16 protein-coding genes and 1 tRNA gene are annotated in these 22,300 nt (G+C 56.6%); 3 read left to right on the forward strand and 14 right to left on the reverse strand.

Annotation, left to right across the window (positions count from 1 at the left end):
• Positions 1-15 precede the first annotated feature (15 nt).
• The gene (locus FKCLFG_RS10405; protein WP_472613020.1) at positions 16-507 is read left to right on the forward strand and encodes an aminoacyl-tRNA deacylase; all 492 of its coding nucleotides are present in this window, start codon (positions 16-18) and stop codon (positions 505-507) included.
• 124 nt (positions 508-631) lie between these two features.
• Here the strand turns inward: FKCLFG_RS10405 and FKCLFG_RS10410 are convergent, their stop codons facing one another.
• The 12 genes from FKCLFG_RS10410 to nirB form a co-directional block, all read right to left on the reverse strand.
• On the reverse strand, positions 632-1,339 hold the full coding sequence (locus FKCLFG_RS10410) for a pirin family protein (protein WP_472613021.1): 708 nt from the start codon (positions 1,337-1,339) through the stop codon (positions 632-634).
• A 253-nt stretch (positions 1,340-1,592) separates the two neighbouring features.
• Positions 1,593-3,098, reverse strand: coding sequence for a DEAD/DEAH box helicase (locus tag FKCLFG_RS10415; protein ID WP_472613022.1), 1,506 nt, complete (start codon positions 3,096-3,098; stop codon positions 1,593-1,595).
• A gap of 6 nt (positions 3,099-3,104) precedes the next feature.
• A tRNA-Ile gene (locus FKCLFG_RS10420) sits at positions 3,105-3,183 on the reverse strand.
• A gap of 94 nt (positions 3,184-3,277) precedes the next feature.
• Entirely contained in the window at positions 3,278-5,530 is a 2,253-nt protein-coding gene (gene rpoD, locus FKCLFG_RS10425; protein ID WP_472613023.1) for an RNA polymerase sigma factor RpoD, read from the reverse strand.
• A 557-nt stretch (positions 5,531-6,087) separates the two neighbouring features.
• Positions 6,088-7,881, reverse strand: coding sequence for a DNA primase (gene dnaG / locus FKCLFG_RS10430; RefSeq protein ID WP_472613024.1), 1,794 nt, complete (start codon positions 7,879-7,881; stop codon positions 6,088-6,090).
• A gap of 28 nt (positions 7,882-7,909) precedes the next feature.
• Positions 7,910-8,359 carry a GatB/YqeY domain-containing protein gene (locus FKCLFG_RS10435; protein WP_472613025.1) on the reverse strand — a complete coding sequence of 150 codons (450 nt, stop codon included), beginning with the start codon at positions 8,357-8,359 and terminating at the stop codon, positions 7,910-7,912.
• A 93-nt stretch (positions 8,360-8,452) separates the two neighbouring features.
• The gene (gene rpsU / locus FKCLFG_RS10440) at positions 8,453-8,665 is read right to left on the reverse strand and encodes a 30S ribosomal protein S21 (protein ID WP_025917312.1); all 213 of its coding nucleotides are present in this window, start codon (positions 8,663-8,665) and stop codon (positions 8,453-8,455) included.
• A gap of 124 nt (positions 8,666-8,789) precedes the next feature.
• Positions 8,790-9,986, reverse strand: coding sequence for a BaiN/RdsA family NAD(P)/FAD-dependent oxidoreductase (locus FKCLFG_RS10445; protein WP_472613026.1), 1,197 nt, complete (start codon positions 9,984-9,986; stop codon positions 8,790-8,792).
• 12 nt (positions 9,987-9,998) lie between these two features.
• Complete coding sequence (ybiB, locus tag FKCLFG_RS10450; RefSeq protein ID WP_472613027.1) at positions 9,999-10,994, reverse strand: DNA-binding protein YbiB; 996 nt, start codon at positions 10,992-10,994, stop codon at positions 9,999-10,001.
• Between the two features lie 54 nt (positions 10,995-11,048).
• Positions 11,049-13,817 carry a nitrate reductase gene (locus FKCLFG_RS10455; protein WP_472613028.1) on the reverse strand — a complete coding sequence of 923 codons (2,769 nt, stop codon included), beginning with the start codon at positions 13,815-13,817 and terminating at the stop codon, positions 11,049-11,051.
• A complete protein-coding gene (gene nirD / locus FKCLFG_RS10460; RefSeq protein WP_472613029.1) occupies positions 13,814-14,167 on the reverse strand; it encodes a nitrite reductase small subunit NirD in 354 nt (117 codons plus the stop codon). The genes FKCLFG_RS10455 and nirD overlap by 4 nt, the downstream gene beginning before the upstream one ends.
• A 283-nt stretch (positions 14,168-14,450) precedes the next feature.
• Positions 14,451-16,892, reverse strand: coding sequence for a nitrite reductase large subunit NirB (gene nirB / locus FKCLFG_RS10465; protein WP_472613030.1), 2,442 nt, complete (start codon positions 16,890-16,892; stop codon positions 14,451-14,453).
• Between the two features lie 275 nt (positions 16,893-17,167).
• Here nirB and FKCLFG_RS10470 point away from each other — a divergent pair, with 275 nt between their 5' ends.
• Together FKCLFG_RS10470 and FKCLFG_RS10475 are read left to right on the forward strand one after the other, a co-directional pair.
• Positions 17,168-18,382, forward strand: a complete 1,215-nt coding sequence (locus FKCLFG_RS10470) for a nitrate/nitrite transporter (protein ID WP_472613031.1) — start codon at positions 17,168-17,170, stop codon at positions 18,380-18,382.
• A gap of 246 nt (positions 18,383-18,628) precedes the next feature.
• Positions 18,629-20,329: a protein kinase domain-containing protein gene (locus FKCLFG_RS10475; RefSeq protein WP_472613032.1), complete on the forward strand. Its 1,701-nt coding sequence runs from the start codon at positions 18,629-18,631 to the stop codon at positions 20,327-20,329.
• A 209-nt stretch (positions 20,330-20,538) separates the two neighbouring features.
• Here the strand turns inward: FKCLFG_RS10475 and FKCLFG_RS10480 are convergent, their stop codons facing one another.
• Together FKCLFG_RS10480 and ntrB are read right to left on the reverse strand one after the other, a co-directional pair.
• Positions 20,539-21,354, reverse strand: coding sequence for an ABC transporter ATP-binding protein (locus FKCLFG_RS10480; protein ID WP_472613033.1), 816 nt, complete (start codon positions 21,352-21,354; stop codon positions 20,539-20,541).
• A 27-nt stretch (positions 21,355-21,381) separates the two neighbouring features.
• Entirely contained in the window at positions 21,382-22,299 is a 918-nt protein-coding gene (ntrB, locus tag FKCLFG_RS10485) for a nitrate ABC transporter permease (protein WP_472613034.1), read from the reverse strand.
• Between the last annotated feature and the right edge of the window lies 1 nt (position 22,300).

A 22,300-nucleotide genomic window follows, 5' to 3' on the forward strand; every position in this document is an offset into this window, starting at 1 on the left:
GTGAGCGTATCACGCATGGCAAAAAAAGAGCACACCTCCGAGACCCAGGCGACCCAATTCTTGCGCAAGCACGGCATCGCATTTTCAGAACATTCATACGCGTATGAAGAACATGGCGGCACCGGATTGTCGGCGCAGGAGCTGGCGCTCGATGAGCATTGTGTGGTGAAAACGCTGGTAATGCAGGACGAAGCCGCCAAGCCGCTGATCGTCCTGATGCATGGCGACCGCACGGTATCGACCAAGAATCTGGCGCGCCAGATCGGCTGCAAATCGGTCGCGCCCTGCAAACCGGAAGTGGCAAACCGGCACTCCGGCTATCTGGTCGGCGGCACCTCGCCGTTCGGAACCAAAAAAACGATGCCGGTATATGTCGAGCAAAGCATTTTGGCGCTGGACAAAATCTACATCAATGGCGGTCGGCGCGGCTACCTGGTCTGCATTGATCCGAAAATAATCTCCACGCTGCTGCCGATTCAGACAGTCCATTGCGCACTGGATGATTAAAATCCACTTTCATATAAAAAAACGATGGGGTATATGATTTCATGCCGCGTTACCGCATTAAAAATATGCGGTATCTGCTAATTTTTACCTATACTCCATCATTTCTGAATAGCGCACCCGCCCCTTAAAGCCGCGGCGGCAAATCGAAAACCAGCAATTCAGCTGCGTTGCCGTCACGGATTCGCAGTTCGGTTTCCGCGCTGAGTTTCAAGGCATCGCCGGCAGCCAGCGTCTGACCATTAACGCTGGCACTACCGCGCGCCATGTGGACGTAAGCCAAGCGATTGGCAGCCAGCGTCAGATCGGCCGCCTGGTCGCCATCGAACAGACCGACATACAAGCGCGCATCCTGATGTATTTTGACCGCGCCATCGGTACCTTCGGGCGACGCCACCAGCCGCAGGCACCCTTCTTTTTGCGCTTGCGGCACATGCTGCTCTTCGTAACTGGGCGCAATGCCTTTTTGATCGGGTTCAATCCAGATTTGCAGCAAATGGGTTTCACTGCCTTCCGCATGATTGGACTCGGAATGCATCACGCCACGGCCAGCACTCATGCGCTGCACGTCGCCGGGACGGATCACGCTGCCGTTGCCCATGCTGTCCTGGTGCGCCAGTTCGCCTTCCAGTACATAGGTAATAATTTCCATGTCCTTGTGACCATGGGTGCCGAAGCCGCTACCGGGGGCAATCCGATCCTCGTTAATCACACGCAACGGGCCGAAACCCATGTGCGCCGGATCCACATAATCCCCGAACGAAAAACTATGGCGCGCCTTCAACCAGCCATGATCGGCCTGCCCACGCGCTTCGCTTGTGCGTAATTCCAGCATGATGTCTCCTGTTGGTTGCAAATAGGTGCTGCGCAATAACGCTATAGACACTTATCAAAGTGATTAACATAGCATAATTTGCGCCTATTCACGCACCCCGGACGCAATCCTGCCGCAGTCTTCACATATCAGATTACATGGGGGTATAGTGAAAAATCATGTAGTTTACGCATGATTTCATTGATTTTGTAAAAATACATGGTTATGTATTTTTAATTGGGAAGCAATGCCGCCGTTCAGTGCGGCATCAATTTCAAGGCTTTGGAATGCCGCCGAGTAGTACGGCCATTCTGGCTTTGGACGACTTGCTCGATCCCGCTGGAATCGTGTCCTGCCCTTGCCCGCTGACGGCATTCGCTGCTGGCACAGCAGGCTCGTAAGGCTTCAGGAACCAGGGGTCAATTTTTTCCTTGCGCGGGGAAGCAGAATAATTGCTCCGCCCTTGCATAGTTGCCGTGCGGTTTCCATCTTCGCGGCGCGGTGGCCGTTCGGTACGTTCGGTACGTTCGGCCCTTTCAGGACGTTCGGAGGAGCGGGCCGGTGCAGCGGAAAAACCGACTAGTTGTTGACGTTCGAATTTCCGCTTAATCAACTTTTCGATATCCACCAACAAGCGCTCGTCCTTGTCGGAATACAGGGAAATCGCATCGCCGGAGGCGCCGGCGCGGGCAGTGCGGCCGATCCGGTGGACATAATCCTCGGCGTTAAACGGCAGGTCGTAATTGATGACGCAAGGAAGTTCGACAATATCCAGCCCACGCGCTGCGACATCGGTTGCGATCAGGAATTCAATTTTTCCCTGCTTGAACGCCTCCAGCGCAGCCATCCGCTCGGCTTGCGTCTTGTCGCCATGAATTGCGGTAGCGTTGATACCTTCCTGCACCAGTTGGCGCGCCAGGCGTGAAGCGCCAATCTTGCTGTTGGAAAACACAATAGCTTGCTTCAGACCACGCTCGCGGATGATGAAGGAAACCGCACTGCCTTTCGCCGCTTCGTCGACTTTATACACGATCTGGGTCACATTTTCCGCGGTTGAATTACCCCGCGCGACTTCGATCGTGACCGGATTGGTCAGAAAGCTGTTGGCCAGTCTCTTGATTTCATTGGAGAAAGTTGCGGAAAACATCAGATTCTGCCGCTGCTTCGGCAACAGATTGATGATCCGTTGCAAATCCGGTAAAAAGCCCATGTCCAGCATGCGATCCGCCTCATCCATCACCAGCATCTGCACCTGCGACAAATTCAGGGTCTTCTGCTGTACGTGATCCAGCAAACGACCCGGCGTAGCGATGACAATCTCGACCCCGGCACGCAATGCCGCCGTCTGCGGCGCAATATCCACGCCGCCAAAGACAACAGTGGAGCGCAATGACGTATGACGCGCATACGCTTTCACGTTATCGGCCACCTGATCGGCCAACTCACGGGTTGGCGTCAGAATCAAGGCCCGTACCGGATGCCGCGCAGGAGAGGCGCTGGTATTCGCATGCGCTGACAATATCTGAATGATCGGCAATGCGAAACCGGCAGTCTTGCCAGTGCCGGTCTGAGCCGCGCCCATCACATCCCGTCCCTGCAGTACGATAGGAATTGCCTCCGCCTGAATCGGCGTCGGGTGAATGTAACCCTGATCTGTGAGCGCTCGCAAAATTTCAACTGACAAGCCGAAATCTTCAAAACGAATTGCTGGGATATCAACTTGCGCTGTTTCGGACAGTGCAGATGGTGCGGACGGTGTTTCCGGCGTGGTTTCAGACATAGTATATGGTGGGCCTCCCGTGAGTCGAACACGGCACCAACGGATTATGAGTCCGCTGCTCTAACCAAGCATGAGCTAGAGGCCCAGTATCTTTCGCGCAGGGTATCCTGCTTAAATTTATCTCCGTGAAAAGGAGATTCGGGATGAGGCAAAAAATCGCCTCGCCAATTTTAAACTATTTAGTTACCTTCGAGGAAGCTCTTTAGCTTATCCGAACGGGATGGATGACGTAATTTACGCAATGCCTTGGCTTCTATCTGGCGAATCCGCTCACGCGTTACGTCAAACTGCTTGCCAACTTCTTCCAGCGTATGGTCAGTAGACATTTCAACGCCAAAACGCATACGCAATACTTTTGCCTCACGCGGAGTCAAGGAATCCAGCACATCCTTGACCACATTGCGCATGGATGCATGCAAGGCCGCATCTGCAGGCGCCAGGGTATTGCCATCCTCAATAAAATCGCCCAAATGGGAATCGTCATCGTCGCCAATTGGCGTTTCCATCGAAATCGGCTCTTTGGCGATTTTCATGATCTTGCGGATCTTGTCTTCCGGCATTTCCATCTTGATCGCCAGCGTTGCCGGGTCCGGTTCGGCACCCGTTTCTTGCAAAATCTGGCGCGAAATGCGGTTCATCTTATTGATCGTTTCGATCATATGTACTGGAATGCGGATCGTGCGCGCCTGATCGGCGATGGAGCGCGTAATTGCCTGGCGAATCCACCATGTCGCATAGGTCGAGAACTTGTAGCCACGGCGGTATTCGAACTTATCAACCGCTTTCATCAAGCCGATATTACCTTCCTGAATCAAATCCAGGAATTGCAGGCCGCGATTGGTGTATTTTTTTGCAATTGAAATCACCAGCCGCAAGTTGGCTTCCGTCATTTCACGCTTGGCCCGGCGCGCTTTCATCTCGCCGGCCGCCATCTTTTTGTTGATGTTGCGCAAATCAGGCAATGGCAAAACGACGCGCGTTTGCAAATCAATCAGTTTCTTTTGCAATTCCTGGACGGTTGGCACATTCCGTCCCAAGATGGCGCTGTATGCATGGCCGGAATTGACCTCACCTTCGACCCAGGAAAGATTGATTTCATTGCCCGGGAATACTTTGATGAAGTGGGAACGCGGCATGCCGCAACGATTAACCGCCACATCCAGGATCTGTTTTTCGATATGGCGTACTTCATCCACCTGACCGCGCAGGGTATCACAGAGCTTTTCAACTACTTTTGCGGTAAAACGCATGCCCAGCAACTCCTGGGAAATCGCTTCCTGCGCCTTGACGTAGGGCTTCGAGTTGTAGCCTTCTTTCTCATACGACTTGCGCATTTTTTCGAACTGGCTCGAGATGATCGCAAACTTATCCAGTGCATCCCGTTTCAATTGCTCCAACTGCGCTGCGGAGAAACTTGCGGCACCACCGTTGGCGCTCGGTTCTTCCTCATCCTCTTCGTCCGCATTTTCTTCATCCGACTCTTCATCTTCTTCATCATCCGAAGCAGAAACAGCAACCGGTTGCGCAGCGGCAGGCTCACCTTCTGTCAAATTCACCAGACCATCGACAATTTCGTCAATCTTGATTTCATCGTTGGCGATTTTATCGGCTGCAGTCAAAATTTCGGCGATGGTCATGGGACAGGCCGAAATGGCCTGAATCATGTCCTTCAAGCCGTCTTCAATCCGCTTGGCGATTTCAATCTCGCCTTCGCGTGTGAGCAACTCCACGGAGCCCATTTCACGCATGTACATCCGCACCGGATCTGTGGTGCGGCCGAAGTCGGAATCGACCGTCGACAGTGCCGCTTCAGCAGCAGCTTCCGCTTCATCATCGCTGGCAACGGTGGCAACGTTATCCGACAACAAGAGCGTTTCAGCATCGGGCGCCTGCTCATAAATGGCAATGCCCATATCGTTGAAGGTGCCGATAATACCTTCGATTGCCTCCGGATCAATAATATTTTCCGGCAGGTGATCATTGATCTCCGCGTACGTCAGAAAGCCGCGCTCTTTGCCCAACTTGATCAAGATTTTCAGTTTTTCGCGGCGCGCCTCAAGTTCTTCCTCTGACGCTTCCGTATCCGAAGAAAAGGCATCTTTCAAAAGTGCTTTTTCTTTTGCCTTGCGATCTTTTGCTTTCGCCTTGTCAGCCGCCTTCATCTCGGTACGCTCGACTGCATTTAGTGCCGCAATTTCATCATTTTCCGGCTGAAATTCTTTTGGCTTGCGGCCGCGACGTCCTGGCACCTTGATTGTCGGAAGGATATAACCCGAGGTATCGATTGCTGCCAACGTTGCGGCATCCGTGGTCGACATTACGACTGGACCACCGACGTTTTTGACGTCCTGCTTGAGCGCTGCGGCTTCAGGTTGGGCTTCAGTTTTAATAGGCTTGATAACAGTTTTCGATTCAGTTTTCTTGGTTGTCACGGGAGCTTTCAATTGCGCAGGGGCCGACTTTGCATCAGTTTTAGACAAAAGCTTTTTAGTTGCCTGGGCAGTAGCCCCCGACACCTTTTTCACGACCGCACCGGATTCTTCCAATTTGGCAAATTTAGCAATTTTTCCAGCTTGCGTTTGGATAGGCGATGGTGTAGCGGCCGAAACTGTTTTCCCCGTCTTGGTTTTACCGGGCGATCGGGAAGAAGCAGAAACAGAAGTTTGATCGACGGTCTTTGAACCCATCGATTTCACTGAAGTGGATTTCACTTTTTGTTCGCTCGGAATCTGGAATTTCGCAGGTTTTTTCATTGCGCTCACCATGGAATAACCACCAACTCAAATATTTTTTACGCCACAAGTCAAATCGCGCCTAGCTTGAGAATTTCCGCATAGTGCTGATTGGCTTGCAATGTACTCCTTATGTTTTCACCGATTCAAAGCCATAAGACCTTGAATTAAAAGCTTTAAACTATAGCATATCGAGCCATATTTTCTCCAGGCCACCGAACCATCCCCATTGCTTCAATTCAGATATTTGAGCCGTCTTAACGCATTGCTATTTCAGCGTCCGCCTGCCGTCTCAACTGCTCTTGCTGCGACATCAATTCCATATAACGCGTACGGACGTTTTCGACACTCTGACCAGAGGTTGCCAATTGGTCTAGTTCCGCCTTGATTGCATGCATTTTGGTCTGTCTGACAGCGCCGGCCAACTCCAGGCGAACGACATCTACGTCCGATTCTGGTTGTGCCGCTATTTCCGCTATCAATGCATCAAAATCAGACTCAGAGGCGCGCAACTGCTCTGCCAATGCCGCAAAATTCGCATTCACTCCCATCGCCTGACAAGTCTTGACCAACTGCGTCAGCATTGCCGCATAATCCGACGAAATGTGCGCCACAGCAACCAGCACAGATGCATCCAGATCCGCTGCCAGCGAGGGATGCGCGATCAGCAGCCGAATCATCTGGCGCTCCAGCCCCATCGGTGCAGCACGTTTTGTTTTTGGCGGTGCTCTGCGCGTTCTGGATATCGGATTGACAAGTTCGAACAAAGATTCAATTTCTTCAGCAGTCGTAAGCGTCAATTGCGACAAACTCCTGACTATTTGCAAACGCAAAGATGATGCGGGCATCGCTTGCAATAATGGTTTGGCATCAAACTGCACGCGTGCGCGCCCTTCTGGACTAGCCAAATCATTGTCGCCAATCACTTCCTTCAAAAGAAATTGTGACAGTGGCATCGCATCCTGAATTTGTTGCGAAAAAGCATCTGCACCCAGTTCACGCACATAACTATCCGGGTCATGCTCGGTCGGCAAAAATAAAAATTTAATGATTTTATTATCTGTCACCAAAGGCAAACATCCATCGAGCGCACGCCGCGCTGCGCGACGCCCGGCACTATCGCCATCGAAACTAAACACCACGTGATCTGTCTGGCGCAATAATTTCTGTACATGTGTCGGGGTACATGCAGTGCCGAGCGTCGCAACCGCCTGCGGAAAGCCAAGTTGCGCCAGCGCAACAACATCCATGTAACCCTCAGTCACCAATACATAACCGGCGGTGCGTATCGCCTGCCGCGCCTCGAACAAACCATACAACTCCAGACCCTTCTGAAATAAGGGTGTCTCGGGAGAATTCAAGTACTTCGGTTCGCCGCTATCGAGAATCCGGCCGCCAAAACCGATCACCTGCCCTTTTGTATTGCGTATGGGAAACATTATGCGATCACGGAAGCGGTCATAACACCGCCGGCTTGTTCCCGGCTCTTCGCTTTTATCGATCACCAGGCCAGCTTCGACCAACGCCGCAGCATCGTAATCGGGAAATACTGTGCGCAAGCCATCCCAGCCATCGGGTGCATAACCCAAACCGAACCTGGCTGCTATCTCACCTGTTAATCCGCGTCTTTTCAAATAGGCAATAGCGGGCCCGGCACTACGCAATTGGCTGCGATAAAAATCGCAGGCCTGCGTCATCACATCGGTAAGCGCCATGGTCTTTGCCTGAGCCTCGGCACGCTGCGCAGGCAACAGATGATCCTGTTCCGGAACTGCCAGGCCGACATTCTGTGCCAGATCCTTGACGGCATCGACAAAGCCAGAACCGGCGTATTCCATCAGGAAACCGATGGCGGTGCCGTGCGCGCCGCAACCGAAGCAGTGGTAAAACTGCTTGGTTGGGCTGACGGTAAAGCTGGGTGATTTCTCGTTATGAAACGGACACAAACCCATGAAGTTGGCGCCGCCCTTCTTCAGTTGCACATAACGGCCAACCACCTCGACGATATCGACGCGACTGAGCAAGTCCTGAATGAACGATTGGGGGATCATCTCGACTTAAATCTGCGCAATACGGCGATCAAGCCTTGCTCAAGGCGGCCTTTACCAGCGCCGATACGACTGTCATGTCCGCGCGCCCTGCCAGTTTCGGCTTCAGTACTGCCATCAACTTGCCCATATCCTGCGGCCCGGTGGCACCGACTTCCGCGATGGCAGCAGCCACTGCAGCCTGCACTTCGGCATCTGAAAGTGCTTCAGGCATGTAGACCGACAAAATTGCCAGCTCGATTTTTTCGATATCGGCCAAGTCCTGGCGAGCGCCGGCTTCAAATTGGCTGATCGAATCCTTGCGCTGTTTGATCATTTTTTCGACGATGGCAAGAACCTGCGCATCGGTCACATCAATACGCTCGTCAACTTCTTTTTGCTTGATCGCGGCAGTTAGCATGCGAATCGCGCCCAGCTTGACGCTATCTTTGGCACGCATTGCAGCCTTCATATCATCGGTAATCTGCTCTTTCAATCCCATATCATCCTCATTTCACTCAGATAAATAGAAAAACCCGCAGCGGAACAACCGAAGCGGGTTTTTAATTCAGCCGCACTAACGTGCGGTGAAAAATTAGAACAGCTTTTTCGGCAGCTGCTGGCTACGAATGCGCTTGTAATGGCGCTTGACTGCGGCAGCAAGCTTGCGCTTACGCTCTGCAGTGGGCTTCTCGTAAAATTCACGTGCGCGCAGGTCGGTCAACAAACCGGTTTTTTCAATAGTGCGCTTGAAGCGACGCATTGCGACTTCGAACGGCTCGTTTTCTTTAAGGCGGATTGTTGTCATGTAAATTCAAACGGTGATTTTAGGAGAAGACGCCGATTCTAGCAGACTTACTTGTTCGTTGAAAGTTTTTTTAACGTGAAGTTTTAACGAGCAACTCTCTCGCCATGCCGGCATCGGATTCGAATCACACCGACATGCCTGCCGCAACACCGGACGCCCATGCCCACTGGAAATTATAGCCGCCCAGCCATCCGGTCACGTCTACCGATTCCCCTATGAAATATAGTCCCGGCACCCTTGTTGTCATCATTGTCTGTTGCGACAACTCGCGGGTATCGATGCCGCCCAGCGTGACTTCCGCCTTACGATAGCCTTCGGAACCGTCGGGGGTGATGACCCAGGCGTTCAGCGATTCTCCCACCAAGCGCAATTGCTTGTCGGTCATGTCGGCGATGCGCGCGTCGGATTGGATGCCTTTGATTTGCAACCAGCCGTCCACTAACCGCGCCGGCAACCATTGCGACAATGTGTTGCCCAGATTCCTCTTGAGTGTCGACTTGCCCTCGATCAGCGTTTGCGCGACATCCATGTCGGGCAATAAATTGATGGTGAGCTGCGCACCTGGCTGCCAATAGCTGGAAATCTGCAATACCGCCGGGCCGGACAGGCCACGATGGGTAAATAACAGGTCTTCACGAAAACTCCCCCGGCTCTTCTTTTCGCCTGCGCTTATCTCGACCGGCAATGCAATGCCCGCCAACGCGACAAACGGTTGCCATTCTGCAATATCAAAAGTAAGCGGCACCAGTGCCGGCCGTGGCTCCACCAGTTTGATGCCGAATTGCCGCGCAATACGGTATGCGAAATCGGTAGCACCGATTTTCGGGATGGAAAGGCCGCCGGTGGCAAGCACGACGCTGTCGGCCAAGATGCTGCCGGCACTGGTCGTCACCATAAATCCGCCGTCGGCCTGGTTAATTGCGCTGACGCTGCACGGCATCTGCCAGTGCACTTGACCCAGATCGCACTCGGCTTTCAGCATCCGGATAATGTCTTCGGCCGAATCGTCGCAAAACAGCTGCCCCTTGTGCTTCTCGTGATACGCGATGCGATAACGCTTCAGCAAGCCAAGAAAATCCTGCGGCGTGTAGCGCGCCAAGGCACTTTTGCAGAAATGGGGATTACCGGACAAAAAATTCTGCGGGCCGGCGTCGATGTTGGTGAAATTGCAGCGGCCGCCGCCGGAGATGCGGATTTTTTCTGCCAGACGCGTGGCGTGATCGATTAACACCACGCTTTTGCCGCGCTGGCCGGCGACAGACGCGCACATCATGCCGGCGGCACCGGCGCCGATTACGGCGACTTCATATTTTTTCATCATGTCTTGCAAAACCTACCGCGCCAATTGGTCGGCTTGTAATTGTTTGGAAACCTGCAAACAGTATTTCACCTGTTCGACAATGGTGGCCGGCACCGGTTGCTCCTGGCGCAATACCGCTTCGGTCCAGAGTGCGGTCGAGGCTGCATCGCGCTCTTCGGGCAAGGCAATGACTGCGTCGATGACTGGCAGAGTTTGCACCAGCGTCGTGCATGTGCCGGCGTGGTACCAGTCGATTTGCTGCGAGCGCCGGGCGTTCGCCACGGTTTCTCCTTCGGTTCCGCGCATCAGGAAAGCGTCGCCGCGCGCGGCGGGCGCAGCCGTTGAAAAATAGCTGCTCAACATGGCGAGATATTCCGGATGCGTATACGACACCAAACGCAAGGCCGAACCCTTGAAAGGCTGCATGATCTTGACCAGCGTATGAGTCGAATTGCGCACTCCCAATATGCGCCGCGTTTCCAGCAGGCGTGCCATCGCGGGGGCCAAAACGCCGATCGGCATGAAAGCGGGCTGATGCCGCGCAAAGCACGCCTCGGCCTGCTGCACAGTCTGCGAATGCTGCAAACCCAGCGCCGTGAAAATCTCGGCCGTGGTCACGCGCCCCGAGTCTTGCGTAACGCCATGCACCAAAACCGGCACGCCTTCGCGCGCCAGCAGCAGCGCCAGCAATGGCGTCAGGTTCGCCATTTTGCGCGAACCGTTGTAACTCGGAATCACAATGGGAGCAAAGGCGGACAGTTCGCCCGGCACCGACAATTGCTCAAACGATGCTTCTGCTGCATCGAGAAAACCGGCGATTTCATCCACCGACTCGCCCTTGATGCGCATCGACAGCAAGATTCCACCCAGTTCGAGATCGGAGATGCGTCGATCCAGCATTGCCGCATACATATCGTATGCATCATTGCGCGCCAAGCTGCGAGCGCCATCCTTGCCGCGTCCGATCACCTTGATGAAACGGGCCGCCGCGAAATTTTCAGAATTTTCAGTTACTTGTGCATTTTCCATGCGCGGATTATACCGATTACGAGCTCCCGACGAGGCCGGTCCCGGCAAGTTTTGTCAGGCAGTTGTTGCAATTGCTTCGCGTGCCAGCACCATCTGTTTCAACTCGGGCACGCATGAACCGCAGTTGGTGCCGCACTTCAGCCTGGCTTGCAAGCTTGCCAATACAGCATCCGGTGCGCCCTGCTGCGCAGCCAATACGCCCTTGATTTCCGACTCGGCAACATTAAGGCAGTTACAGACAATCCGGCCGCGTGACTTGAATCCTTGCGGCGCTTTGGTCGAGGGCACCAACAACATGCGCCCAAGCGCGGCAACCGGCAATTCGCCTTCCAGGTATTCCTTCAGCCAATGCTCTGCCGAGGTATCGCCTGCCATGGAAACCGCTGCCAGTTTGCCGTCCTGCACCAGAATATGGCGTGCATTGCCGCGCTTGGCATCGTCGTAACGCAGCACAGCGGCACCCTCGATGCCGAAACGGGATTCGATTTCCTTGACCAGCGCTGCGTCGGCGACGTAATCATCGGCGGCGCGAAACAGAACGCCGACCTTGTCGCGTCCGAACAGCGTGCATGACGCGTAGCTGAAACGGCGCAGATACGGCCGCAGCGCCACTTGCAGGGCCAGCACTTGCGACGCATCGACCCAGCCGAACACCAGAAAACGCCACGGCAACTCAGCCTTCAAAATCTTGACTGCCGCATGCTTGAGTTCCGGCTGCTTGGAGACTGGATCAAAGGTTGACAGCGTCAGCGCATTCACGCCAAAAGTGCCGGCGCCATCATGGCCGCGGCCGGACAGATATTCCTCGCCCCAGTGCATCGCAACGAACGCCTGCCCGGCGCGCATCTCGGCACCGGCCAGCGCCGGCAATATTTGCGAGCCGCGCTTGCTGGTCACATGCACCAACTCGCCGCTCTTGATCAGGCGGCGCTCCATGTCGAGTTGCGACATCACGACCGACGGCTCGGATGCGTGCGCAAACAATTGCGCCACGGTGCCGGTGCGGCTCATACCGTGCCATTGGTCGCGCAGGCGTCCAGTCGTCAGGTGAAACGGGTAGCGCGCATCGACCGCCTCGGCCACCGGCTGATACACGGCATTGACGAATTTCGCCCGCCCGCTGGCAGTCGGAAAAATGCCGTCTTCGTACAGGCGCTGCTTGCCGGTCACCGCACCGTGCGGGAACGGCCATTGCTGCGGCCCCTGCTGCTCCAGAATATCGAAAGACAAACCGGTGATATCGAGATCGCGCCCGCGCGTGGTTTCGCGGTGCTCGCTCCAGATATCTTCCGCGCTCGCATACGGAAATAAGGTTCTAGTTTTGCCCATCAACACTTCCAGCCTGCGCGCGAAGTCACAGACTATTTCCCAGTCGTGACGGGTCTGGCCCGGCTTCGGCAATGCCGGCTTGATGCGGGTGATGCGGCGCTCGGAATTGGTGACGGTGCCATCCTTCTCGCTCCAACTGGTCGCCGGCAGCAGCACGTCGGCGTAATCGACGGTCGCCGTCGTCTTGTAGGCTTCCTGCACGATCACCAGCTCGGCGCGTTCGAGCGCTGCGCGCACCAGCTTCTGGTCCGGCATCGATTGTGCGGGATTGGTGCAGGCGATCCACAGCAGCTTGATCTCGCCGCTGCGCACTGCCTCGAACACTTCAACCGCCGTTTTGCCCGGTTGGGCTGGCACATCGTCCACGCCCCATAGCTTCGCCACTTCGGCGCGATGCTCGGGATTGGACAAATCGCGGTGCGCCGACAGCAGATTCGCCATCCCGCCGACTTCGCGCCCGCCCATCGCATTCGGCTGGCCGGTCAGCGAAAACGGTCCCGCGCCGGGCTTGCCGATCTGATGCGTGGCCAGATGCAGATTGATCAGCGCCGCATTCTTGGCGGTGCCGGAAGACGACTGGTTCAAGCCCTGGCAATACAGCGACAAGGCGGCTTTGGAACGCCCGAACCATTGCGCCGCCTGCACCAGATCGGCCTCGCTGATGCCGCACAGTTCTGCCACATATTTGGGCGTGTAATCGCGCACCGTCTGTTTCAGTTCGGCAAAGCCTTCGGTATGGGCGTCGATATACGCGCTGTCGAGCAGGTCTTCCCACAGGCAGATATGCAGCATGCCGTTGAACAGCGCGACGTCGGTGCCGGGCAAAATAGGCAAAAACAAATCAGCTTCGCGCGCAGTATCAGTACGGCGCGGATCGGCGACGATGACTTTCAGATTCGGGTTGTTCTTGCGCGCATCTTCGATACGGCGATACAGAATCGGATGCGCATACGCGGTATTGGAGCCGACGATGAAAATCAGCTCGGCTTGCTCGATATCTTCATAACAGGCCGGCGGCGCATCGGCACCCAGCGTCTGCTTGTAGCCGGCCACCGCACTCGACATGCACAAGCGCGAATTGCTATCGATATTGTTGGTGCCGATCAAGCCTTTCGCCAGCTTGTTGAAGACGTAATAATCTTCGGTCAGCAGCTGGCCGGAGATATAGAAACCGACGCTGTCCGGCCCGTATTTTTTGATCGTGTCAAAGAATTGTTGCGCGATGGCGTCCAGCGTCTGGCCCCAGCTGGCGCGCACGCGTGGCGCAGTGCGCGCAGTGCGCAGTTCCGGATACAGCGCGCGCGCTTGCCGCTGCAGCAGCGGATTGGCGGTCAGATGCAGCGTGCTGCCTTTGGTGCACAAGCGGCCGAAATTGGCGGGATGCTCGGGATCGCCGCGCACGCCGGTCACCTGCACGCCATCGGTTTCGACGATGACGCCGCAACCGACGCCGCAGTAACAGCAGGTTGCTTTAGTCTCGCGCAATGGGTTCATGCAGCGGCAACCTCGATCGCCAGCGCAGCTAATTCGACTGCATCCAGATACACATCGCCGGCTTCCACCTTGACGCTGAATTTTTGCGCGCAACCATGATCCGGCGCCGCGGCGCAGCCGGAATCGAGTTCGATGTTCCAGTTGTGCAAAGGACAGGCGACGCGCTCGCCGTACACGATGCCTTGCGACAGCGGTCCGCCCTTGTGCGGGCAACGGTCCAGCAGCGCAAATACCTTGTCTTCTGCGTTGCGAAAAATCGCCACGTCCGGCTTTCCAGTGCGCTGCACCACGCGCGCGCCCAGCACCGGAATATCGGCAACCTTGCAAATGACTTTCCATTGATTCGACATTTCAGATCCTTACAATACTAGGGTTATGTATATGCAAAAAGCACTGCTTTTACGCATTATTTAATGGCGTCTTTAAAAATACCCATTACTTATTTCTTAAAACATAACTATTCGGCCGGCCAGTCAATGAAGAGCGAAATGGTGCGATTTTGTAGGAGCGCACCCGGGCGCGATCAACGGCTGCAGTCTGGCGACTGCTTTCGCGCCCCGGTGCGCTCCTACAAAAAACTGCTTCAGTTTGGACTTCTCTTATAGCGCGCTGAATAATTACCTTATAACCAAATCAGGCCGGCAGCGCCACGAACTGGCGCATGTCAATCAGCGCCTTCTCCGGCTCATGCCAAGGGTCGACCTCGCCTTCGAGCGAGAACAGCATGCGTTGATACAGCGCCTTGCGGTTGGCCTCGTCTTCCAGCACGTTTTTCTTCGCATGATCAAGGCCGACGCGTGCCAGGTAATGGACGGTGCGCTCCAGATACCAGCCTTCTTCGCGGTATAGCTGCAGGAAAGCGCCCGCATATTCCAGCACTTCCGCATGGGTCTTGACCTTGACGAAGAATTGCGCGACTTCGGTCTTGATGCCGCCGTTGCCGCCGACATAAATTTCCCAGCCGGAATCGACGCCGATCACGCCGACGTCCTTGATGCCGGATTCGGCGCAGTTGCGCGGGCAACCGGAGACCGCGATCTTGACCTTGTGCGGCGCGTACATGCGGCACAATTCACGCTCCAGCTGCTGCCCCATCAGGGTCGAATCCTGGGTCCCGAAGCGGCACCATTCGCTGCCGACGCAGGTTTTCACGGTGCGCAATGCCTTTGCATAAGCAGCGCCGCACGGCATCCCGAGGTCTTTCCAGACGCCCGGCAAATCCGCCTTTTTCACGCCGAGCAAGTCGATGCGCTGGCCACCGGTAACCTTGATGGTCGGAATCGCATATTTGTCGACCACATCGGCAATGCGGCGCAGGTCGGATGCGTTGGTTATGCCGCCCCACATGCGCGGGATGACCGAATAGGTGCCGTCTTTCTGGATGTTGGCATGCGCGCGCTCATTGATGTAGCGCGATTGCGGATCATCACGGGCTTCGTGCGGCCAGGTCGACAACACGTAATAGTTGATCGCAGGGCGGCATTTGGTACAGCCGTTGGGCGTGCGCCAGGCCATGAATTCCATGGTCTGGGCGATGGTCAGGAGTTTCTCGATCCTGATCGCATCGCGCACTTCCTGGTGGGTGTGATCGGTGCAATCGCACAGCGGCTTGGCCTTGCTGGAAACCGAATAATCGGCGCCGACGGTGGACATGATGATCTGCTCGACCAAGCCAGTGCAGGAGCCGCACGAGGCCGATGCCTTGGTGTGCTTGCGCACATCTTCCAGCGTGAACAGGCCGTGCTCCTTGATCGCCTTGACGATGGTGCCCTTGCACACGCCGTTGCAGCCGCACACTTCGGCGCTGTCCGGCATCGATGCGGCCTTGGTGAAGCCTTCATGGCCGGCGTCGCCGGTGCTCGATTCGCCGAACATCAGGCTGTCGCGGATTTCGGCAATCGCCCGGCTTTCACGCAGCAGCTTGAAGTACCAGCTGCCGTCCACCGTGTCGCCGTACAGGCAGGCCCCGATCAGCTTGTCGTCCTTCAGCACCAGCTTCTTGTAGACGCCGCCTATCGGATCCGACAGGATGATTTCTTCGGTGCCTGCGCCGCCGGTGAAATCGCCGGCCGAAAACAGATCGATGCCGGTCACTTTCAGCTTGGTCGAGGTGACCGAACCCTGATAGCGGCCGATGCCGAAATTGGCCAGATGATTCGCGCAGACCTTGGCCATGTCGAACAGCGGCGCGACCAGCCCATATACATTGCCGCGGTGGTTGACGCACTCGCCGACCGAGTAGACGCGCGGGTCGTAGGTCTGCATCGTGTCGTTGACGACGATACCGCGGTTGCAATAGATGCCGGCCGATTCCGCCAGCGCGGTGTTGGGGCGGATGCCGACTGCCATCACGATCAGCTGCGCCGGGATTTCCAGCCCGTCGGTGAAGCGGATCGCCTTCACGTGGCCGCTTTTACCTTCGTCTTCGTCGCCGATGATGGCTTCGGTGTTTTTCCCCAGCAGGAAATGCAGGCCGCGATCTTCCAGCGCTTTCTGCAGCATCTTGCCCGCGACTTCATCCAGCTGGCGCTCCATCAGCCATTTCGGCAAATGCACCACGGTGACATCCATGCCGCGCAGCTTCAGGCCGTTGGCCGCTTCCAGCCCGAGCAAGCCGCCGCCGATGACGATTGCATGTGTATGTTTGGTGGCCGCGTCGATCATCGCGTTGGTGTCGGCAATGTCGCGATAGGCGATCACGCCTTGCAAGTCCTTGCCCGGCACCGGCAGCATGAACGGGTTGGAGCCGGTCGCCAGCAACAGGCGGTCGTATTCGGCGACGGTGCCGTCTTCCGCGATCACCTGACGCTTGACGCGGTCGATCTTGACGATCTTCTTGCCCAGATGCAGCGTGATGTCGTTTTCCACATACCAGTCGACATCGTTGAGCATGATGTCCTGCACGGTTTGCTCGCCGGCCAGCACCGGCGACAACAGGATGCGGTTGTAATTGGCATAGGGTTCCGCACCGAAGACGGTGATGTCATACACGTCGGGAGCGATCTTGCGCAGCTCTTCGAGCGTGCGCACGCCTGCCATGCCGTTACCAACCATTACCAGTTTCAACTTCTTCATCGCGATCCCCCAAGTAAATGTCTGTTGGCTTTACTTGAGCAAAATTGATGCCAGTGCGTTTCGTGGTGCATGACCGTGGCGAAATGCAGATTTGCACCCTAAAAGGGCATTTAACGCACGCAATCACACTGAAATAGTGCAACGCACAAAAATAACCCTTAGCCGATTTACGCCTTATCAATTAGTGCAGGCAAGTGTGTAAGCGTGTGCAGGCATCACGCAGGCGTATGGCATGGCGCTTGCATTAATGACGCGTATTCACATCAGGAGTCATCATGCAAAAAACATCGTTCTGGAAGGCCGGGCATACGCCGACGCTGCTTTCCGCCTTCTTTTACTTCGATCTCAGCTTCATGGTCTGGGTCCTGCTCGGCCCGCTGGCGATCCTGATTGCCAAGGACCTGGGCCTGTCGGACGCGCAAAAAGGCATGATGGTCGCCACCCCTTTATTGGCAGGCGCTTTGCTGCGTATCGTGATGGGCGTTCTGGTGGATCATCTGAAACCCAAAAAAGCCGGACTGATCGGCCAGCTGATCGTGATCGCTGGGCTGACGTGGGCCTGGCTGGGCGACTTGGGAAGTTACCAAAGCTTGCTGACATTGGGCGTCATCCTGGGTGTGGCCGGCGCGGCTTTCGCGGTGGCGCTGCCGCTGGCATCGCGCTGGTATCCGCCCGAACATCAGGGCACCGCGCTCGGCATCGCCGGCGCCGGCAACTCCGGCACTGCATTCGCGGCATTATTTGCGCCGTCGCTGGCAATCGCCTATGGCTGGCAAAACGTGTTTGGGCTGGCCCTGATTCCTTTGAGCGTGGCATTGGCGGTGTATATGACATACGCCAAAGATGCGCCGGCAGCGCCACCGGCGAAATCGCTGGTCGAGTATTTGCACATCCTGAAAGACAAGGATGCATGGTGGTTCATGTTCTTTTACAGCGTCACCTTCGGCGGCTTCTCCGGCCTGGCATCGTCGCTTGCGATTTATTTCAACAGCCAGTACGGCTTGTCACCGGTGGCTGCCGGCTATTTCACCGCCGCCTGCGTATTCGCCGGCTCGCTGGTGCGGCCGATGGGCGGCCGCCTGGCCGACCGGATTGGCGGCATCAAGGCCTTGTCGATCATGTATGTGCTGGCCGCAAGTTTCCTGCTGATCGCCAGCTTCGGCCTGCCGTCTGCGGTCGCGGCCGTCATCGTATTCACGCTGGCGATGCTGGCGCTGGGCACCGGCAACGGCGCAGTATTCCAGCTGGTGCCGCAGCGCTTCCGCAAGGAAATCGGCGTGATGACCGGCCTGGTCGGCATGGCGGGCGGGATCGGCGGCTTTTACCTGGCATCCAGCCTCGGTTATTCGAAGCAATTGACGGGCAGCTATCAGCTGGGGCTGTCCATATTCGCCGGGCTGGCAATCGTCGCGTTGCTCGGCTTGTCGATGGTCAAAGGCCGCTGGCGCACCACTTGGGGCAGCGCGGCGATGACAGCGGCCAAGATCTAATCAGGAAAGCATGGTCCACGAAAAGCACAAAAGGCACGAAAGGCACGAAAATGACGGATCTCGATCGCACATGAATGAGCATCCGATTCCAGCTTCGTACTGAACTGGGTATATTTTGTATACGCAATAAAAATATGCTGAAAATGCCATGAAAATACATATACCCACTGTTTTTACAAATTCATTGCCCATGAATTTTTTCGTGTCTTTCGTGGACAGAATTTGATTACCGACTGAGACAACACCATGCCACTGATCATCGCCGCCAGCCACGCCACATCCGCTGGGAAACGCGAACGCAATGAGGATTTTCTCGGCATGGTCACGCCCAACGAGCCTGAACTGTCGACCAAAGGCATGTTGGCCGCCATCGCCGACGGCGTCTCCGGCAACGAGGGTGGGCGCGAAGCGTCGGAATACGCGGTGCGCGGTTTGCTGGCCGATTATTACGCCACGCCCGATACCTGGCCGGTGACGCAGGCGCTGGAGCGCGTGATCAAGGCCACCAACGGCTGGGTCCAGCAACAGGGTTCGATCCGTGCGGAACTGGCCGGCATGGCGACCACGCTGACGTCCATCGTGCTGCGCGGCCGCTTTTACTATTTCGCCCATGTCGGCGACACGCGCCTGTACTTGCTGCGCGGCGGCGTGCTGTCCCGGCTGACCACCGACCATGTCTGGGACCGCCCGGAAATGCAGCATGTGCTCACGCGCGCGATCGGGCTCGACTCACGCCTGGCAATCGACCACGGCATGGGCGAACTGCAACAGCGCGATGTGTTTCTGCTGGCCAGCGACGGCGTCTGGGCGTCGATCACAGAATACGACCTGACCGCCCTCTTGTCCGAGGCGGCGCTGGGCCACAGCATCGAACACGCCAGCCAGGCCTTGCTGGATGCGGCGCTGGCAGCCGGCTCGCAGGACAATCTCAGCGCCCTGCTGCTGCGGGTCGATGCGCTGCCGCAGGAAAACCTGCGCGATGCGGTCTCGCTGTCGCGCGATTTGCCGCTGCCGCCCAGGCTGAAAGCGGGCCAGAGCATCGACGGCTATCGGGTCGAAGAACTGATCCATGCGTCGCAAGCGACATTGTTGTATCGGGTGCTCGATCCCACCACCCAGCGCAAGCTGGTGCTCAAGACGCTGCACCCCGACCATGCCAATGACGAGCAGGAACGCTCGGCTTTCGCGCACGAGGAATGGCTGGCAAAACGGGCGGTCGCACGCTTTTTTCCGCAGGTCATCACGCCGCAACGCAAAACCGCCTTGTATTACCTCTGCACCTGGCATCCCGGCAACAACCTGCAACAGTGCCTCGACGCCGGCGTCCACTTCACGGTGCCGGAAGTTGTCCACCACGGCGAGCAACTGGTGCGCGCAATCGGCGCGCTGCACCGGCGCAGCATCCTCCATCGCGACATCAAACCGGCCAATGTGCATCTGGGCGACGATGGCGAATTGCGCGTGCTGGACCTGGGCGTGGCGCAATCCGGATTCGAGGCCGAACAAGGCAATCCAGCGCCGCAAGCCGGCACCCCGTCCTTCCTGGCGCCGGAACAGTTCGACAATGCGCCGCCGTCGCGCCAGACCGATGTGTATGCGGTCGGCGTGACGCTGTATTACTTGCTGACCCGGCATTACCCTTTTGGCGAGATCGAACCGTTCCAGCACCCGCGTTTCGGCGAGCCGGTAGCGCCCTGCCGCTACCGGCCAGACATCCCGTTGTGGCTGGAAAACGTATTGCTGAAGGCGCTGGCCAAAGACACCAGCAGCCGTTTCGAGACTGCGGAAGAGTTTCTGCTGGCGCTGGAACGCGGTGCAACCCGTCCGCTGGCTACCGCCGGCACCCCGCCGCTGGCGACCCGCGACCCGGTTTCCGTCTGGCGCACCCTCGCCATTACCGCCATTATTTTGAATATATTGATGCTGTATTTGATTGTGATTCGCTGAGTTCAGCAACCCGCCTGCTGTTGTTCTACGACTGGGATGATAGGTACACGTGGATTTTCTGTAGGAGCGCACCCGGGCGCGACCGGCTTGCGATTAGCTGCGTATCTTGGCAATTATGCGGTTCTGCGGATATTCGCGCCCGGGTGCGCTCCTACACTAATTTGGCTCATGACCGACTGAAATGACTTGGATGATCTGATTCAAACAGTTCATGCCACCTCTTTCTCCGCCGGATGCACTTGGCGGTGATACAAAAACTCCAGCACCGAAGTCCGGTATTCGCCGTACAAGGCATTCTGCGCCAGGGCGACGCGCTCGCGTGGCCGCGCCAGCCGCACGTTCAGGATTTCGCCGATGGTGGCCGCCGGGCCGTTGGTCATCATCACGATACGGTCCGACAGCAATACCGCCTCGTCGACGTCGTGGGTGACCATCACCACCGTCGAGCGCGTCTGGGCGACGATTTTCAGCAATTCATCCTGCAGATGGGCGCGGGTCAGCGCATCGAGCGCGCCGAACGGCTCATCCAGCAGCAACACTTTCGGCTCCATCGACAGCGCGCGGGCGATGCCGACGCGCTGCTTCATGCCGCCGGAAATCTCGTTGGGACGCTTGTTTTCGGCGTGAGTCAGTCCAACCATTTCCAGCGCAGCCCTGGTGCGTTGCTTGAGTTTGGCTTTAGATTCGGCAGCGCCGAAAACGCGTTCGACTGCCAGATAGACGTTTTCAAAGCACGTCAGCCAGGGCAGCAGCGAGTGGTTCTGGAACACCACGCCGCGCTCCGGCGAAGGGCCGGCGATTTCGCGGTTGGCGCAAATCAGCACGCCGCCGGTGGCCGTCGTCAAACCCGCAAGCAGGTTCAGCAACGTCGATTTGCCGCAACCGGAATGGCCGATCAGGGTCACGAATTCACCCTTCCGGATGCTCAGGTTAATGTCTTGCAATGCGTGAAAATTGCCCTTCCGGGTGTGGAACACCATTTCCGCGTGCTGCACGTCGATGAACTTGCTATCCTGGTTTTCCATGATTTTTCCTTATTTACCTTATAGCGATCAGTTGCCGCCATCTTCAAAAGTGAATGCCTTCGCGACCGCGACCAGCGCCTGTTCCAGAATCAAACCGACCACGCCGATGACGACGATGGCGATGATGATGTGCGCCACGTTCAGGTTGTTCCACTCATCCCAGATCCAGAATCCGATGCCGACGCCGCCGGTCAGCATTTCCGCCGCGACGATAACCAGCCAGGCGGTGCCGATGGCAAGACGCACGCCGGTCAGCATGTGCGGCAACACCGAAGGAAACAGAATCTTGGTCAGAATTTTCCATTCCGACAGATTCAGCACCCGCGCCACGTTCATGTAATCCTGCGGTACGCGCTGCACACCGATGGCGGTGTTGATGATCATCGGCCAGATCGAGCAGATCAAAATCGACCAGATCGCAGCCGGATCAGCCGCTTTGAATACCAACAAGCCGATTGGCAGCCAGGCCAGCGGCGACACCGGTTTCAGCAAGCTGATGATGGGACCGAACATGCGCGACAGGAAAGTGAAACGGCCGATCATGAAGCCCAGCGGAATGCCGATCGCCGCCGCCAGGCCGAAGCCGACCGCCACCCGCTTCAGCGACGCATACACGTTCCAGCCAATGCCCTGATCATTCGGGCTGTTGATGTAGAACGGGTCCGAGAACAGCACCACGGCCTCGTTGAAAGTCGCCAGTGGCGACGGGATGCCGCTGTTCTTGATGGAGATGATTTGCCAGATCAGCACCAGCAAAGCGACGCCGATCATGGGCGGCACGACCGCCAGCAGAAAAGGCCGCAACGACGGTTTCCTGCCGGCCGATTTTGCAACTTTCACAACAACCGGGCTGGCGCTGTTTCGTGCAACCATCGCTTGCTCCGGCGGCGAATTTACCGCCATGGCAGCCGGCGCGTTTGTGGTGGAATCCATTACTGCACTCATG

It is taken from the genome of Gelidimonas denitrificans (genome assembly GCF_055694065.1).

What these genes read in the sequence shown, in the direction of transcription:
- rpsU (WP_025917312.1), bottom strand. Translation starts at nt 8,665, where the DNA reads ATGACAACAATCCGCCTTAAAGAAAACGAGCCGTTCGAAGTCGCAATG.
- ntrB (WP_472613034.1), bottom strand. Translation starts at nt 22,299, where the DNA reads ATGAGTGCAGTAATGGATTCCACCACAAACGCGCCGGCTGCCATGGCG.
- FKCLFG_RS10445 (WP_472613026.1), bottom strand. Translation starts at nt 9,986, where the DNA reads ATGATGAAAAAATATGAAGTCGCCGTAATCGGCGCCGGTGCCGCCGGC.
- FKCLFG_RS10480 (WP_472613033.1), bottom strand. Translation starts at nt 21,354, where the DNA reads ATGGAAAACCAGGATAGCAAGTTCATCGACGTGCAGCACGCGGAAATG.
- FKCLFG_RS10455 (WP_472613028.1), bottom strand. Translation starts at nt 13,817, where the DNA reads ATGAACCCATTGCGCGAGACTAAAGCAACCTGCTGTTACTGCGGCGTC.
- FKCLFG_RS10435 (WP_472613025.1), bottom strand. Translation starts at nt 8,359, where the DNA reads ATGGGATTGAAAGAGCAGATTACCGATGATATGAAGGCTGCAATGCGT.
- FKCLFG_RS10410 (WP_472613021.1), bottom strand. Translation starts at nt 1,339, where the DNA reads ATGCTGGAATTACGCACAAGCGAAGCGCGTGGGCAGGCCGATCATGGC.
- FKCLFG_RS10470 (WP_472613031.1), top strand. Translation starts at nt 17,168, where the DNA reads ATGCAAAAAACATCGTTCTGGAAGGCCGGGCATACGCCGACGCTGCTT.
- dnaG (WP_472613024.1), bottom strand. Translation starts at nt 7,881, where the DNA reads ATGATCCCCCAATCGTTCATTCAGGACTTGCTCAGTCGCGTCGATATC.
- FKCLFG_RS10405 (WP_472613020.1), top strand. Translation starts at nt 16, where the DNA reads ATGGCAAAAAAAGAGCACACCTCCGAGACCCAGGCGACCCAATTCTTG.
- FKCLFG_RS10415 (WP_472613022.1), bottom strand. Translation starts at nt 3,098, where the DNA reads ATGTCTGAAACCACGCCGGAAACACCGTCCGCACCATCTGCACTGTCC.
- ybiB (WP_472613027.1), bottom strand. Translation starts at nt 10,994, where the DNA reads ATGGAAAATGCACAAGTAACTGAAAATTCTGAAAATTTCGCGGCGGCC.
- nirB (WP_472613030.1), bottom strand. Translation starts at nt 16,892, where the DNA reads ATGAAGAAGTTGAAACTGGTAATGGTTGGTAACGGCATGGCAGGCGTG.
- nirD (WP_472613029.1), bottom strand. Translation starts at nt 14,167, where the DNA reads ATGTCGAATCAATGGAAAGTCATTTGCAAGGTTGCCGATATTCCGGTG.
- FKCLFG_RS10475 (WP_472613032.1), top strand. Translation starts at nt 18,629, where the DNA reads ATGCCACTGATCATCGCCGCCAGCCACGCCACATCCGCTGGGAAACGC.